General features: G+C 68.6%; 15 protein-coding genes. 3 read left to right on the forward strand and 12 right to left on the reverse strand.

Annotation, left to right across the window (positions count from 1 at the left end):
* Positions 1-24 precede the first annotated feature (24 nt).
* The 6 genes from GD1_RS06275 to GD1_RS06300 are packed head-to-tail and all read right to left on the reverse strand — an operon-like array spanning position 25 to position 5,462.
* Positions 25-840, reverse strand: coding sequence for a metallophosphoesterase (locus GD1_RS06275; RefSeq protein ID WP_059036385.1), 816 nt, complete (start codon positions 838-840; stop codon positions 25-27).
* A complete protein-coding gene (locus GD1_RS06280) occupies positions 837-1,577 on the reverse strand; it encodes an HAD family hydrolase (protein ID WP_059036386.1) in 741 nt (246 codons plus the stop codon). The genes GD1_RS06275 and GD1_RS06280 overlap by 4 nt, the downstream gene beginning before the upstream one ends.
* Positions 1,574-2,665 (reverse strand): ABC transporter ATP-binding protein, encoded by a 1,092-nt coding sequence (locus tag GD1_RS06285; RefSeq protein ID WP_157079380.1) that lies wholly within the window; start codon positions 2,663-2,665, stop codon positions 1,574-1,576. Before GD1_RS06285 ends, GD1_RS06280 begins: the two co-directional genes overlap by 4 nt.
* The gene (locus GD1_RS06290) at positions 2,662-3,537 is read right to left on the reverse strand and encodes an ABC transporter permease (RefSeq protein ID WP_053777448.1); all 876 of its coding nucleotides are present in this window, start codon (positions 3,535-3,537) and stop codon (positions 2,662-2,664) included. The genes GD1_RS06285 and GD1_RS06290 overlap by 4 nt, the downstream gene beginning before the upstream one ends.
* Entirely contained in the window at positions 3,534-4,406 is an 873-nt protein-coding gene (locus GD1_RS06295; protein WP_083533912.1) for an ABC transporter permease, read from the reverse strand. Before GD1_RS06295 ends, GD1_RS06290 begins: the two co-directional genes overlap by 4 nt.
* Positions 4,407-4,409: 3 nt before the next feature.
* On the reverse strand, positions 4,410-5,462 hold the full coding sequence (locus GD1_RS06300) for an extracellular solute-binding protein (protein ID WP_157079381.1): 1,053 nt from the start codon (positions 5,460-5,462) through the stop codon (positions 4,410-4,412).
* A 332-nt stretch (positions 5,463-5,794) separates the two neighbouring features.
* Between GD1_RS06300 and GD1_RS06305 the strand changes: the two genes are divergently transcribed.
* The gene (locus tag GD1_RS06305; RefSeq protein ID WP_152972758.1) at positions 5,795-6,586 is read left to right on the forward strand and encodes a DeoR/GlpR family DNA-binding transcription regulator; all 792 of its coding nucleotides are present in this window, start codon (positions 5,795-5,797) and stop codon (positions 6,584-6,586) included.
* 42 nt (positions 6,587-6,628) lie between these two features.
* Here the strand turns inward: GD1_RS06305 and GD1_RS06310 are convergent, their stop codons facing one another.
* Complete coding sequence (locus GD1_RS06310; protein WP_059036390.1) at positions 6,629-7,186, reverse strand: hypothetical protein; 558 nt, start codon at positions 7,184-7,186, stop codon at positions 6,629-6,631.
* A gap of 201 nt (positions 7,187-7,387) precedes the next feature.
* On the opposite strand from GD1_RS06310, the gene GD1_RS06315 reads away from it, so the two are divergent.
* Positions 7,388-9,709, forward strand: a complete 2,322-nt coding sequence (locus GD1_RS06315) for a LuxR C-terminal-related transcriptional regulator (protein ID WP_059036391.1) — start codon at positions 7,388-7,390, stop codon at positions 9,707-9,709.
* Here GD1_RS06315 and GD1_RS06320 read toward each other — a convergent pair.
* The 5 genes from GD1_RS06320 to GD1_RS06340 all read right to left on the reverse strand — a co-directional run bounded on the left by GD1_RS06320 (position 9,642) and on the right by GD1_RS06340 (position 14,991).
* Positions 9,642-12,422, reverse strand: a complete 2,781-nt coding sequence (locus tag GD1_RS06320) for a helix-turn-helix transcriptional regulator (protein WP_157079382.1) — start codon at positions 12,420-12,422, stop codon at positions 9,642-9,644. The two genes, GD1_RS06315 and GD1_RS06320, sit on opposite strands and share 68 nt — an antisense overlap.
* 88 nt (positions 12,423-12,510) lie before the next feature.
* Positions 12,511-13,848 (reverse strand): superantigen-like protein SSL4, encoded by a 1,338-nt coding sequence (locus GD1_RS06325; RefSeq protein ID WP_059036393.1) that lies wholly within the window; start codon positions 13,846-13,848, stop codon positions 12,511-12,513.
* Positions 13,849-14,024: 176 nt separating this feature from the next.
* Positions 14,025-14,396 carry an Rv3654c family TadE-like protein gene (locus tag GD1_RS06330; protein ID WP_059036394.1) on the reverse strand — a complete coding sequence of 124 codons (372 nt, stop codon included), beginning with the start codon at positions 14,394-14,396 and terminating at the stop codon, positions 14,025-14,027.
* Complete coding sequence (locus GD1_RS06335; protein WP_053777499.1) at positions 14,393-14,737, reverse strand: TadE family type IV pilus minor pilin; 345 nt, start codon at positions 14,735-14,737, stop codon at positions 14,393-14,395. The genes GD1_RS06330 and GD1_RS06335 overlap by 4 nt, the downstream gene beginning before the upstream one ends.
* 32 nt (positions 14,738-14,769) lie before the next feature.
* On the reverse strand, positions 14,770-14,991 hold the full coding sequence (locus GD1_RS06340; protein ID WP_020790376.1) for a DUF4244 domain-containing protein: 222 nt from the start codon (positions 14,989-14,991) through the stop codon (positions 14,770-14,772).
* A 471-nt stretch (positions 14,992-15,462) separates the two neighbouring features.
* Between GD1_RS06340 and GD1_RS06345 the strand changes: the two genes are divergently transcribed.
* Positions 15,463-15,810 (forward strand): hypothetical protein, encoded by a 348-nt coding sequence (locus GD1_RS06345; protein WP_059036395.1) that lies wholly within the window; start codon positions 15,463-15,465, stop codon positions 15,808-15,810.
* The last annotated feature ends 125 nt before the right edge of the window (positions 15,811-15,935 follow it).

The following is a 15,935-nucleotide window of genomic DNA, read 5'->3' on the forward strand; positions in this document are numbered from 1 at the left end:
GAACGACCCACCCTGGGGACCGATCTACTCCGTGGCCATCGTGTAGACCGGCGGCTCCGCCAGCAACGGATGTGCCACGCCGATGGCCGTATCGGGGTACAGCTGCACCTTGGAGATCATCGGCAGCCGCAGACCCTGATGCAACCCGGCCGGCGCGAACGCACTCCCGGTGTAGGACACCGCACCACTCGCCCACACCGGGATCCCGGCCAGGACGCCGCCGATCGGCTGGTGGTAGTGACCGGCGACGATCATCCGGACATCGGTGCCGCGCACCACATCTGCCAGGCGGTCCCGATCTGCCGGGGCCAGCACATAGTCGTCGAGGTAGGGCGAGCTCGCCGGGATCGGCGGATGATGCACGACCAGCAGCGTCCCGTTCTCCGCCGGCTCGCCCAGAACCTCGGTGAGCCAGTCGAATTGGTGATCACGCAGCTCACCGTGGCCCGCTCCGCGCACATTGCTGTCGAGCACCACCACACGCAGGCCACCCACCGACGTCTGGTGGTCGAGGGTCCCCCCGGCGCCGACCGGCACTCCCAGGAACCGCGCGAACAGCTCCGGATCGTCGTGGTTGCCCGGCGCGTAGATCGCGGGAACGCCCACCTCGGAAGACAATTCGTCGACCATCGCCGACAGCCGGCGGTACGCCTCCTCGCCGCCACCGTCGACGAGGTCACCGGTCAGCACGATGGCGTCGAAGGTGCGATCGGCGGCACGCACCGCCGCACATGCGCGCTCGAGATGTTCCTGACTGTCGATGCCCTCGAACAACGTTCCGGCGGCGACGAGATGGGTGTCGGAGATCTGGATGAGCTCACAACGGGTATGGGCGGTCACAGGAAGCCTTTCAGAACAGGATGAGAACTCATGGCGGGGATCAGGTCGACAAGGTCGTCGATCACCAGATCGGCTCCGGCCGCGCGCAATTCGTCCGCAGGTGTGACACCTGTGGCCACGGCGACGACCCGCGCCCCGTTGCTCCGCGCGGCCTCGACGTCGAAGACGGCGTCACCGATCATCAGGAGATCACCCGGCCGCAGTGGTGCACCGCGTCGCGCGCGGGCCAGCTCCAGGGCATCGACCACCAGATCCCGACGATGCACTGTGTGCGTACCGAACGCCCCCTGCTCGAGATCGAGCCCGGACGACAGACCGTAGGCATCGAGTTTGATCCGCGCGGTACCGACCTGGTTACCGGTCAGAACCGACTGGGTGATGTGCCCCGAGCGGGCGAAGTGATCGATCGCGGCATGCGCCCCGGGCAGGGCACGGCCCCGGCGCATCAACCGGTCACGACGCTCGCCGAGCAGTTCGTGCTCCCGCTCGATCGCCCGCGAACATGCGGCGGCGATCGCGGGTTCGGCCATACCGGCCTGCCGCAACAGCGAACTGAACAACAAGCGCACCGTGCTGCCCGGGATCACCTCGGGCGGGTCGGGAACCGTGCCGGTCAGCTCGGCACACACGTCGAGCCACACCTCACGGTCCACCCCGCCGGAGTCGAGCAATGTCTGATCCAGATCCCACAGGACCATCATCTCGTCGGCAGCGTCGACGTCGACAACCGAGCTCATGCCAAGACCTTCTCTCGCGCAACAGGAGTGATCGAAATGGAGTCGGGGCGGGGTATCAGGGCGACCCAGTCGGTGACCCCGGCACCGGCGGGCAGCTCGACGACGAGTTCGGTGTCCGAGTGACCCATCAGGCCATGCAGCCGAACCGTGTCGCCGAGGTACTCCGAGCGCAGCACCCGCAGCGGCAGGCCGCCGGTGACGGCCCGATCGAATGACTTGGGGCGCAACACCACATCGCAGGCCTGGCCGGGTTCGGGCCGAGGGCCGTCCAGGACGTCCAGCGGGATCTCCCAGTCGCCGGCGAGACGGACCGAGGACGTCGGGGTGGCCGTGCCGCGAATCATCGTCGCGCGGCCCAGGAATGCCGCGACGAACGGATTGGCCGGCCGGTGCCACAGTTCCTCGGTGGAACCGCACTGTTCGAGGCGGCCGTCGCGCAGCACCGCGATGTGGTCGGCCAACGACAACGCCTCGTGCTGGTCGTGGGTGACCAGGATGGTGGCGCGTCCGGAAGCATGCAGGATGGTGGCCAGTTCACTGCGCAGTTCGTCACGCAACTGCGGGTCCAGTGCCGCCAGCGGTTCGTCGAGCAACAGCACCCGCGGATCGGTGGCGAACGCGCGCGCCAGCGCGACGCGCTGGCGCTGGCCGCCGGAGAGCTGCCGCGGCGATCGATCGGCGAGATCGGACACCCGCGCCAGCCGCAGGGCCTCCCGCACCGCATCGATCCGCTCCGACTTCGGAACCCGCCGTGCCGCAAGGCCGTAGCCGACATTCGCCGCGACACTCAGATGGGGAAACAGGCCATAGCTCTGCGGCACCCAGCCGACACGGCGCTTCTCCGGACGGGTCGAGGTCGCGTCGACACCGTCGAGCGCCAACGACCCGCCGTCGAGCGGCTCGAGTCCGGCGATCATCTTCAGCGTCGTCGACTTGCCACAGCCCGACGGCCCGACGAGCGCGAGCACCTCGCCCGACGCCACGGTGAAACCGACGTCCTGGACCGCGGCACGCCCGGCCTTCGGGTATCGCCGGGTCAATCCGACGGCCTCGACGGCCATCGGCGTCGATCCCGATCTGTATGTCACTTGTGCCTCCTCACGGTGAAGGTCCCGAACAGGTGCAGCCCGATCGCGAGGGGGATCACGGTGATGCAGTACCACAACGCGAGGGCGGCGCCCTCCGACGTCTGTCCGTAGACGAACGCGCTGTACAACACCACCGGCAGCGTCTGCTGTGCGGGATTGACGATGAAATAGGTCAGATTGAACTCGCCGAAGCTGATGGCCAGGACCATCAGGATCGCCGCGAGCAGAGCGGGACGGACATGCGGGAGGGTCACCGTCCACAGGCGCCGGAAGGCCCCCGAACCCAACGTGGCCGCAGTCTGTTCCAGCTCACGCAGATCGGGATCCCGCAGCACCGGGGTCAGCGTGCCGACCAGAAACGGCATGGTCACCACGACGTGGCCGAGGATCAGCAACCACCCCGACCGCTGCAGTTGCGGGTACATCGCACCCAACGCCAGTCCCACGGCGATACCCGGTACCGCCAACGGCAGACTCGCCATCCACTGCAGGAGCCCGACGCCCGGCACGCCGCCGCGGGCCAGCAACAGCGCCAGCGGGATTCCCAACGGCAGACCGATCAGCAGGGTGAGTGCGGCGACCTGGGCGCTCATCGAGAGCGCGGGCAGGAACGTGGGCAGCGCGTCGTTCATCCAGGCGGTCGTCACACCTCCATGCAACGGACCGCCGTTCCAGTTCGCCGTGAACGCCACCAGCACGGTGACCACGATCGGGAGGACCGAGATGAACAGGCAGAACCGGGCCGCCGATGCCGTGACCCATCGTCGCCGCCCCTGCGGCTTCCGCCGCGCTGGATCCTTGTGTGCGGGTGAGCTCCCCGGCGACCGGTCGGCGGTGGGCCGCGTGGACACGGCGGCCGGCGCGGCGGTCATGCGCGCACCGCCGAGCGTTCGATCATCCGCTCACCGAGATGGTTGATCACGGTGAACACCGCACTGAGCACGGCGAGGACGATGGCCATCGCCCCGGCCAGAGCGGTGTTCTGCAACACGGTCCCCTGTTCGGCGATCTCCAACGGCAGCACGCGAAATCCCTCCGACAGTGCGGCGACGGTGCCGTAGGCGCCCAGTGAACTGGCGATCGCGATCCCGGCCGCCGACAGGATCGCCGGCCACAACGCGGGCAACACCACCGTCGCGGTGATCCGCGCCGGCGATGCCCCGAGGGTACGGGCCACCGATTCGGCATCGGGGTCGAGAGCCGCGGCCGCACCACGCAGGATTCCGAGGGTGCGGGGCAACTGGAAGTACAGGTAGGCCAACAACAATCCCGGCATCGAGTACGCCAGGACGAACGACGGATGCCCGGTGAGTGCGGTGCTCGCCGACTGCGCGAGGCCCGCCCTGCCGAACAGGATGATGACGAAGAAGCCGATCACCAGGCCGGGCAACGACAACGGGAAGGTCAGTACGGCGTCGTAGCCGATCGCCCGCTTCCCGTCGATCCTGGCCAGGTGCAGCGCCGCGGGCACCGTGATGACGATCGTGATGAGGGTCGAGCCGATGGCCAGAAGAAGCGAATTGATCAGGGCCGAACGATAATTCGCGGTTGTGAAGATCTCCGCGTAGTACTGCCAGGTGAATCCGCCGTCGTCCCCGGTCACGCTGCGGACCAAGAACGACACCAGCGGCACCACCATGAACAAGACGAGGAAGGCCACCGCCGGGACGACCATCAGCCCCGTTCCCAGGCTGCGCGGAATACGCAGCCCGGGAGCGGTTCCGGTAGCAAGGACCGCCATCACTCAGCCCGAGATCGCGGCGGTGTACGCCGTGACGAAGCCGTCCTGCGCGGCGGCCAGTGCGCCGATGTCGACCGTGCGGGCCTTGTCGTAGTCGGACTGCGGTGCCATGCGTGCGGCGATGTCGGCGGGCATGGTGCCCCGAACCGGGTGGACGTAGAACTTCGCGAAGAGTTGCTGACCGGTGTCGGACAGGAGGAAGTCCATCCACTTCTTCGCCCCGGCCGGGTTGGGTCCGTCCTTGACCAGACTGACCGCATAGGACACCTTCACGGTGCCGTCGGACGGGATCACCACGTCGAGATCGGCTCCGTTGTCGTACTTCTGGGCGTAGCCGTTGAAATCGGCGTCGATCAGGATCGGGTACTCACCGGACGCGGCCTTCGCCGGCGTGGTGTTCACCGGGGCCTGCGCGCCATTGGCCTTGAGCTTGCCGAAGTAGTCGATCGCGGGCTGCCAGTCGGAGGTGGTTCCGCCCTTGGCCAGGTTGATCGCCGCTGCGGTGTAGTAGCCGATCGCGGCCTTGCCCGGGTCGGCGTAGAAGACCTTGTCCTCGTACTCGGGCTTGAGCAGGTCGTCCCAGGTCTGCGGCACCGGCAGCCCGCCGAGGGCCTTCTTGTTGACGAGCATCGCCACCACCCCGTAGTGCACGGCCGTCCAGGAACCGTCCTTCGACTTCAGATCGGCGGGTATCTCGGCCGAACCGGCCGGCGAGTACGGCGTCGTCAGTCCCTGGTCATAGGCGGTGATGCCGAAGTTCGAACCCCAGTAGGCGACGTCGGCCTGCGGGTGATCCCGTTGCGCGGCAAGGGCACTGAGCGACTGGCCGCTGTTCTTGACGTCCGATGGGACGGTGATCCCGGACTCGTCGGCGAACGCCGCCCGGACAGCCGGGAAGTTCGCCCACTGATCGGGGCAGTTGTACTGGATCACGGTCGCGGAGGCGGCCTCGTCGGATTGGCCTCCGACCGCACTCGAGCATCCGGTGAACGCCAATGCGGCGAGCACACTCGCCCCCAATGCGCCGATCATGCGGACACGTCTGGCAACACGCATGGTCTATGCAGCTCCTTCTGATGTGAATGGCGAAAGTCATGAGTTCGCACCCGTCCTCCGACGACGAGGCAGTGGTCTCGTCGCGGCGGTTCCCCGAGCGCGCCGACGACAACTATGTCGTATGAAGTGATGAATTTTCACGATCAGACGACAACTTCAGGAAGAGTTAAGCCAGAATTTCCGTATCCTGTCGCGAGATGACGGGACGACATCGGAATGGGAAACAGGATGCGACTGTCACGCAACGTGATCCGCGTACTCGGGCGACGAGATCCGCCGGTGTTAATCTCGTGCTGCACGACACCGAACCGACCCGACCCCGGGAGCCGATCATGACGTCAGGACGGGGGGAATCAGCCGCCCAGCGGCGGCGCGACATCGCCGACTTCCTGCTCACGCACAGCACGTCCACCGCGCAGGAACTCGCCGACCGCTTCAACGTGAGCCTGGTGACCGCACACCGTGACCTCGACGCGCTGGCACGCAAGGGTGTCGTCCGCAAGTTCCACGGCGGCGTCACCGCGCAACCGTCGAGCGTCTTCGAGAGCAGCATCGAGTACCGCTTCGGCGCAGCGCTCACCGAGAAGGCGGCGATCGCAGCCCATGCGGCGGCACTCATCGAGCCCGGGATGTCGGTGATATTGGACAGTTCCACCACCAACCTGCATCTGCTCGATCCTCTCGAGGCCGTGCGCCCACTGACCCTGATCACCAATTTCGTCCCGGTGATCTCTCGGGCGGCGGAGTGGGAGGACGTGCGACTGGTGGTCCTCGGAGGCGAGTACGACGTGCGCCACGCCAGTACGCACGGCATCAGTTGCCAGGAAGCGGCTCGCCAGATCCGCGCCGACATCGGGTTCTTCTCGTTCGCCGGCGTCGACCGGCGCGGTGTCTACCACCCCGAACAGCACGTCGCCGCCTCCAAGGCGGCGATGCTGGAGTCCGCGTCGCGACGAGTGATCCTCGCCGACGGCAGCAAGATCGGGCGCACCGCCCTGCACCGGATCGCGCCGCTCGACGATTTCGAGCGCCTGATCACCGATGACACGGCCCCCGCCGACGTCGTCACGGCCCTTCGTACCGGTGGCACCGAGGTGTCGGTCGTGGAACTCGGCGAGAGCTGACGATCGGGCGGCCGCCGATGAGGGCGGGCAGGAAGTGTCGGCTCACGCGCCACATTCCGGCGAAGATCCGTAGCGTTCCCGGTTACACCAGGTGACCGGATAGCCGCCGTTGCCGAAGCCCGTCATGGTCATGTAGGTGACACCGGCGCTGTCCGAGGTGAGGGTGCCACGATAGGTGGCCCCGGCGTTCATCGCGCCGGCGAGACCGTCCCCGACCACCGAGGTCCGGCTCACCAGCGTCACGTCCACACCGCCGCCGGAGGCGCCCCAGGTGAGCGTCCAGTCCTCGCCGTCGGCGGCGCCGCTGAACACCGACATCGTCCCGGTCCCGTCCGACGACAACGCCATGCCGCGGGTGTGACCGGTCCAGTCCCCCACGTAGGCGGCGGTGTCGGCCTGCGTGGCCGTCGGCGACGGTGTCGTCGTCGCCGTCGTTGCCGTCGTTGCCGGACCGACTGTCTCCGTGTGTGTTTCGGTGACCACGACAACCGGAGCCGAGGACTTCGTGGAGGTGTCGTCCGGACCGCATCCGACCACGGCACCCGCGAGTCCCACGGCGACGAGGAGCGCGACCGGAAGCCGACGACAGGAGATGTCCATCCACCGATGGTGACACCGGGATCGGCGTGTGCACAGGCTCGTCGTACACCCGGACGACACAGCGGTGAACCGGACGACACAACGGTGAACCGGGCACCACCGCGGTGAACCGATTCCGGACGAAGTGGACGGTTCCGCTCCGCCGCGATATTACCGGGGAGTAGCCTGAGCGGGTTCGGTCCACAGAGCAGTGAGTCGAGGATGTCTGCGACGACGAATGAAGCCATCACCCCGCCACCGGGACTGACGCTGATCGTCGGCGCCTCGACGCGGGAGTCACGCCACACCGTCGACACCATCCTCACGCAGGCGCGCAGGTCCGGAGCACTCGTCCTGCGACATCGCTTCGACGCCGATCACATACACCCGCTCAGTGCGCTCCGATCGCTGCTCCATCACGTCACGCTGCCCGCCGGCACCGCCGCGGACCACCCTGCCCGGCACCGGATCAGCCGCCTGCAACGACTCGTCGCCGCCGACGAACCCGATGTGCTGGCCCTGATCGGCGGCCTGGTGGGACTACAGCAGGCGGCGCGGCCGCTGGGCCCGGTGGTGATCGCGCTCAACGATCTCGATCTGATCGACCGGGCCGGCGCCGATGTACTCGCCGGTGTCGCCCGCCGGCTCCGCGACCAACCGATCGCCATCCTCGCCACCGCGACCCCCGATGCCGTCGTCGACGACCGGATCGTCACCCGCCGTTGGTATCCGACCACCGCCGATCCCGTGGCCGGTGCGTCCCCGGCCGGGGCCCCAGGACTGCCGACCGATCCCACCGAGGCCACCCGACGTGCGCTTGCCGAGCTCCGGTCGGGCGACATCGACCGAGCGGCAACCGAACTCGCCGGTGCGGTGGAGTCCAGCACCGACCCGGAGACGCGCGGCCGGCTGCTGGCGGCCGCGGCCGGGGTGGCCGCCGACGTGACCGCCAACCTCGACCAGGTGTCGCTGTTGTTGCGTCAGGCCCTGTCTGCCGACCGGACCACCGCCGCGTCGCTGGAAGCCCAGGTCGCACACCTGCATCTGGGACTCGGCAGCGGCGCGCGGCTGAGCGCACTGGCGCACTCGATGGCGACCGGACTGCGCGACCAGGACCGCATCGCCGGCCGATGGGTCCTCGACGAAGCGCTCTGGGCGATGTATCTGGTCGCCTCCGCCGCCGAACGGCGCGACATCTGGGATCTGTTCGGCAACACCGTCATCGGACTGGGTGATCGCGTCTCGACGTGGGCGACGATCGCCGCCACCGCCACCACGCCCGGTGCCGCCGTGCTCCGGCCACCGGATGACTCCCCGGTCGTGCGGGCGCTCACCCACACCGACGATCCGGCCCAGACGATCCGGGTCGCCTTTGCCACCGGCACCCGCCGGCGTCACTACTGGTGGCGAGATGCCCTGGAACGACTATGGACTCGGCGGTATCCGACGGCATCGGCGATCTATGCGGGAGTGCTGCTGACCGCCGACGGCATCGACGACGGCAACTGGGACCACGCCGCGACGATCGCCGCCGACGCACTGGCCCTGCGGGCAGATCGCGATCACCATTCGGTCTCCGAGGCATGGCTGCACCACAACCTCGGCATCCTCGAGGCCCATCGCGGAAATGATTCCGCCGCATTGGAACACGCCGCGTTCCTCGGCGAATGGTCGACGCCCCGTGGCGCACAACGTCTCCGGGACAGATCGGTCCACATCCGTGCGGCGAGTGCCCTCGCCGCCGACCGCCCGCGGCGTGCTCACCGGCTACTCGGCGGCCTCACCGACGACGCCGGCTACGGCGAGCTGATCGCCGTCGACGACCGCACCGCACTCGAATTCGCCGAGTCGGCCCAGCGCAGCGGCGCAGGTGACCACCTCTCGGCACTGCGTCGACGCCTGACCGGGATGCTCGACGCCTCCGGGCCGACCACCGCCGATCCGGACGTCGACCCGGACACCGACTACCGCCGGGCCCGCTCGACGATGATCTTCCTCGGCGCCCTGGCGATCACCACCTCCGACGTCGAGATGTTCACCCGGGCGCTGGCCCCGACCGACCGCGATCGGTGGCCCTTCGTGACCGCGCGGATCCGGCTGGCCTTCGCCCGCGTCCTGCGCCGCGACGCCGATCCCGCCGTCGCCGCACAGGCCACCGACCACCTGCGCCGGGCTGCGATGACCTTCCAGCTCCTGGGCGCGACGCCGTGGCTCGAGCAGGCTCGCCGCGAACTGCACAGCCTGGGTGTCCACACGGGTGCGGCGTCGATCATCGGATTCGAACGGCTCAGCGCCATCGAGCAGCGGATCGCCGAGATGGCCGCATCGGGCCGGACCAACCGTGAGATCGCGACCCACCTCATGATGTCGCCGAGTACGGTGGGTACGCACCTGCATCACGTCTACGGGGTGCTCGGCGTGCGATCCCGGGCAGGACTCCGAGATCTTTTGCACCCGAAGCCATCCGACGGTCCGGTCACTCCCCGCTCGACGCCGGGGCCGATGTCTGCGCAAGCGCATCACGGAGTGCCAGCCGCGAGGTGACCGACAGTTTCGCATAGACGTGATGCAGATGGTTGCCGACGGTGCGCGGCGACATCACCAGCCGAGCGGCGATGTCCTTGTTGCTCAATCCTTCTGCGGCGAGCTCTGCGATGTGGCGTTCCCGCGGGGTGAGCCCCCCGGCCGGGACGTCGGCGACGGCGCCCGACGGCGGAGTCCGACGCCGGGTGGAGGCGGTGGCCTCCCATTCCCGGCGCGCCCAATCGGCCCACGGCCCCGCGTCGATCCGGGTGAGGGCGGTGGCCGCGTCGGCGAGCAGCGGACGCGACCGTGTGACCGAATGTCGGCGTCGCAGTGCGGAACCGGCGAGCAGCTGCACTCGTGCACGATCGAACGACCAGCGTTCGGTACCGGGGACCGCGAGGGCCGCGGCGAACAGTCGATGCGCATCCGCATCGGCCGACACGAGGGCGCACGAGGTCAGGTACAGCATCCGTGCCAGCGCGGAACGCTCGGGATATCCGCTGCGCCGCATGGCCTCCACATGGGTTCCTGCGACCTCCCTACGCCCGGTCCGCACCGCGGCGAGGACGATCTCGAAGTCGACGGAGGTCGCCCACCAACTCGGTTCCAGGCAGGTTCCGGGCGAGGTGATCGCGGTGAGGTGCGTGTACGCGGATTCGTGGTCGTCGCGTGCGCTCGCACAGATCGCGAGAACGTGCTCGGCACAACCCGCCACCGTGCGGGCTCGGCGCGGAAGCGCCCAGGCGGCAACCGATTCGGCGATCATGATCGCGACATCCACGTCGCCCCGCCGCGCATGGGCGATACCCAGGTGATAGTCGGCAGCCCATCCCAGAATGTTGGGCGTGGCCGTGGGGTCGTGTGCATCACGGCGGGCACCCCCGTGTGCGGCGATCACCGCACCGTACTCGCCACGGTTCAGGTCGTCCAGTGAGAGCTGCAGGTCGATCCACATCTTGATCATGGGCAGGCCGAGCCGGGTGGCGAGCTCCGACGTCGCCTCGATCGCGGGGCGACATTCGGCGAGATGATCGACAGCCGAGGCGGTTTCACCGATCAGGACCACATCGATCGCCGAGGTCGACGGGTCGGCGAGGCGGGTGATCAGGGTGTCGATCCGCGACAGATCGATGCGGCCGTCGACGGTCGCCTCGTCGAGGGGATGGCGGGAATCGGGTGACAGCCGCTCGACTGCAGCATGGTAGTGCTCCCACTGCTCCGGACGGCCGCCGAGCCATGTTGCCCAGCGCAGGGCGCGCAGGGCGTCGACGACCACCGGCCCGGCCTGCTGCGGACCGGCATGATGGGCGACCGGCCGGCGGTCCAGCGCGGTTCGCAGGATGCGATGTGCGGCATCGATATCGCCGCGGGGCCCATGCGCCAGGACCGCGCCGGCGCCGGTCGCGGCGACGAGGGACCGGCCGAAGTACGGGTCGTCGACGCGCAGTTGTTCCATCAGTTCGGCGGCGAAACCGACGTCGGTGACCGCGGCGATTCCCACCGCCCGGCCGATGAGCCGTGCCCGGCGGGCCGCGGTGGGTTCGTGGGTCGCCGCCTCGCGGAGCAGGGCGACCCCCTCGTCCAATTGTCCGGCCACGACCGCGGTCTCGGCGAGGAGCGCCAGCCCCAGGATGAGTTCGGTGGGGTCGGCGTCGAGATCGGCGCGGAGTCCGTCGAGATGGTCCCCGAGTTCGTGGGCCGCCTCGGGTGGTACGCCGGTCGATGCGATCCGGATCAGGGTGTCCTGCTCGTCACCGGTACATCGTGCCCAGGTCAGCGAGTCGGCGAGGACCCGGGACCGTCGGGCCGCATCCGTGCCGGCATGCGACGGTGAGGCGAGTGATCGCAGGAACTCCACGAGGAGCACGTCGCGATCGGCGACGGTGCCGGGTACACCCTGCGCGTGAGCGCCCGGCCCCGGCGGGGTGGTGTGGACGATCCGGCGCAGCCGACGGCTGATCGGGAGGATGCGCGGTAGGTCACGGGCACCGGCACGTTGCCTCGGCGAGAGGGATGCGGCGATCTCGTCGAGCGCCGTCGGGTTTCCGGCGGCCCAGGCGATCACCTGGGAGGCGACGCTGCCGGCGATGTCGGGGTGGCGCTGCCGCAGCAGCTCGGCGGCCGATTCGTCGTCGAGCGGGGCGAGCCGGATCGTCGTGATCGGTGCCGGGGAGTCGAGGGCGGGGTGGTGCGTGCCGAGCAGGATGCCGGTCGCGGGGATATCGGCGCATGCCGCGATGACGGTGCGCGACAACGGATCGGCGAGATGGTGGTCGTCGACGACGACGAGCAGCCCCGTCGTCGCGGCCAGACCGGCGAGCAGCGCTCGCGCGTCGGCGATGACAGTGTCCTCGGTCGGACGGGGTCCGTCGGCGAGGCCCAGCGCGATCTGCAGGGTCGGGGGCGCCACCGGAGCCGAGATCACCGGGAGGAGCAGTTCTTGGAGGGTGGCGAGGGGGATGTCGGTCTCCGACTCCACCCCCGAGGCGCGCAGCACGGTGATCCCGGTGCCGTGGGCGCGGGCGACACACTCGGCGACGAGCGTCGTCACCCCGATCAGGGGATCACCCACCACCCGGGCGACGGGTGCGGCACCGGCCCTGATGGCCCGGACGAACCCGTCGAACAGCGCGAGCTCGGGACGACGACCGACCATCGGGCCCGCGCGGCGCACGCCCGGGCCCGCATCGTCGTCGATGATCGTCGGCACGTCACTCCCGCTCGTGTTCACGGCTCTCACCGTGGGGTCGCCCGCCGGCAGGGGCCGGAGGACCGAAGACTAGTCGGCTCCACCGGCCCCTGCGGCGGGGTTGGTGGGATCAGTCCGAGGTGGAGGGGCCACCGTCGGACGAACCGTCGTCACCCGACGAACCACCATCGGTGGATCCCGGCGACGATCCTGCGTCGTCGTCGGACGCGGAGTCTGCGGCCGACGTCCCCGGATCGGCCGGGGCCCCGGAGTCAGCCGAGTCCGAACCTGTCGTCTCCGGTGCGGTGGCCTCCGGTGCGGTGGTCTCGGGGGCGGTGATCTCGGGCGCCGGGGTCTCCGCAGCACCCGTCTCGGGCGCACTCGTCTCGGGCGCACTCGACTCGGGAGTGGTGGTCTCGGGCGTGGCTGCTTCCGGCGCACTCACCTCGGCGGTCTCCGGCGTGGAGGCCGGCGTCGACACGGTGGTGGCGGCATCGGTCGATGTGGCACCCAGCGTCACCGTGATCGATCGGGTGGCGGTGTTCGGATGCGGACTGAGCGACGACGTGCCGTCGAGGATCCCGGCGATACTCTGCTGCAACGACTGGAGCGCCGGGATGCTGCCGAACAGCGACGTCCCGTTCGCCCCGCCACCGGCACCGCCGAGCAGACCACCCGAGGTGATGACGATGCCCGGGATGTCGATACCCAGGAGCGAACCGAGGTTGGGTCCGGAACCGCCGTTGAGGAATCCACCCACGACCTTGCCCGGGAAGTTGAGGAGCGCGTTCATCACGGAAACGGCGTCGCCGTTCTCGACCGCGGTCACCATGTCCTGAATGCCGTCGCCGAGGCCACCGTAGGCGCCGGCGATGGGGCTGATCAGCGCGATCCCACCGATCAGGATCGAGTTCGCCAACTGCCACTTGACCACGGCATTGAGATTCTCCAAGGGCTCGGAGAGCGCCGCGATGATCGGGGTCAGGGTGCCGCCGAACAGGTCGAGTCCCTTGAGAACGGGGACCAGCACCGCGACGAACAGCTGGTTCAGTGCGGCGTCGATGTTGCCGGCCTCCAACTCCGTCTGCGCCGCCGTGAGGTAGCGCGGCAGATCGGTCTGCAGCGAGGCGATGAGATTCGGCCCGATCTCGCCCAGTGCGGCCCCGACGGCCTGCGCATGCTCGGCCTGGTTGTTCAGGATCGCCGTCAGGATGGGGGTGGCGCCCTGGGTGCCGATGGTCGTGCCGATATCCTGCAGATTCGCCAGCGTCTCGGCGATGACCTGCTGGTAGTACACGATCGGCGAGGGTTCGGCCGTCGTGGTGAGGGCTGCGGTGGTGACCGCATCGGCGGCCACGACAGGTGCCGCTCCCGAGGCGAACGGGGCGGCCACTGCCGCGGTGACACCCGCGGCTGCGAGGCCCATCATCAGTCCGGTCTGGCGGCGCGGATTACGTGCGACGTGCACTTCGGTTGCTCCTTGTTTCGCGGTGATCAGGCAAGCCCCGCCCCCCGTACGGATGCTCGTCTGTGACGCCTCTCAGGACGGTCACAGGAACGAAGTCTGCGATCGTCACAACGCGGGTCGGCAGAAAATCGGAATCATCTGGACAAATGACTCATCTTGTTCGACTGGGTAACGATCTACGCCGGGCCGGCGCGCGCGACCGCCTCGCCGTGCCGCACACCGAACGGCCCCAGGTCCACCGCGACCTCGGCACGCACCACCACATCGGCATCGGCCATCCGGCAGTCGACGATCCGCGCCGGTGGTGTCTGCAGGCCCGCCACACGCACCGCCACCGCACACGGGTCCGCCCCGGCGGCGACGTGATCGGCTGCGGCGGCCAGCGCGGCGAGATCGGCCGCCGACTGTGCACGATGACGTGCGAGCGCCGCCGCACCGAACACCATCACCAGGAGGATCACCGCGAGCACCGCGACGATCACCCCCGCCGCGGCAGCCGTGGCGAAGCCGCCCTCATCGTCGGCGAGCCGCCTCGGCCCGGACCTCACGGCTGCACCCCCGGCGCGAACACCACCTGATCGGAGCCGTCCGGTTCGGGGACCGCCACCGCCCGGGCCGACATGGTCAGCCCGGGCAGCATCAGCACGCCGTCGGTCACCTCGACGACGATCCGTTCATCGTTCTCGCTCACGGTGATCCGTGCGTCGGCCCCGACCAGCCGTTGTCCGGCGGCACGGGCATCGGGGTCGTCGGCGGCGGTCAGCCGGGCCACCTCACGGGCAGCATCGGTGCACCGGATCGAGGTGATGGCCGCCCCGATCCCGCCGAGCGCGAGGATCAGGACGACGACGATCGCCGCGATCGCATACGCCCCCTCGACGGTCGCCATCCCGTCCTCGTCACGCCAGAGCCCATCCACGATCAGCCCACCGACGTGTTCAGGGCCTTGTCGATGATCCCGGTCAGTGCACTGACGATGTCGCCACCGGTGACCACTGTGTAGAGGATCGCACCGAAGGCCGCGGCAGCGATCGTCCCGATGGCATATTCCGCGGTCGACATGCCGCTCTCGTCGGTCAGCAGGCGCAGGGCCTGCTCGTCGAGCCAGGTACGGGCAGAGCGGTAGGTTCGTCTGGGCGACATGATGTTTCCTGTTCTCTCGGATGACCGGCGATCTGCGGCCGTACTACTTGGACGCAGCGGGACGCCGTTTGGCTCCCCTGGATTCCGCCGGAATTCCGTCTCCCGCCGAGATCTGCCGGGATTCGACTTCGGCCCCCCGTCCGCCTCAGGTGCGCCCGATGGCGTATTCACCTCGGAGACAGGGCAAACCGACGTGTGCGGATCTCCCACGACAGCATCGGGGCAGATCGCCGGGGCAACGAGTCCGTGCTACGGTCCGAGTTAGGGTTACCTAAGAGAACTGGTACCCCCTACCCCCGAGGAGCGAGCGACGATAGTACAAGGAAGCCAATGAATCTGGCTATGAATGGAAGAATCCGAACAGTGGCGTAGTTGGCAGGGTCCCGCTGAAATGGAATCAGCAAGATGCCGTGTGGGAAGTTGCGTCAACGTACGCTGGCGACGACTCGAAGGATTGGGGAGGTTGCGCTCGTGGCTACGCCTGATCTAGACGCGCTGCGCCGATTGGTTCACACGATATTCAATCCGGACGGCGGCACAACCCCTGAGTCCGTTCTGACCGGCGCCGCGCTCAGGGAGTTCTCGAGCCTCGACACCCTCTTCGGGCTGTTGGTGTCGGGGGTCGCGGCACAGGGCGAGCGCACCTCGTACAACGACTACATGTGGGTCGTTGCGGAAAACGTTGCAAGCGCGCGGGTATCGGTCGTGAGGATCGCACCTCCACCAGCGTCGGCTTCATTCGCATTGAACTTCGTCATGACCGAGACCGGGTGGATGATCGCCGCGCTCGACCGCGTGCGTCCGCTGGTCGTCGATTAGAACCCGGTAGCGACTTCGTTAAAGTGGCCGTGACGGTACGCGTATAGGTATATGCGCCGGGGCCCCGGGACGCTTCCCACGTTCACCACACACCGATCGGCGGGGTCGGTGCCCAACTTTGCCGG

Origin of the sequence: Gordonia desulfuricans NBRC 100010, assembly GCF_001485495.1 — a bacterium.
GTDB lineage: Bacteria > Actinomycetota > Actinomycetes > Mycobacteriales > Mycobacteriaceae > Gordonia > Gordonia desulfuricans.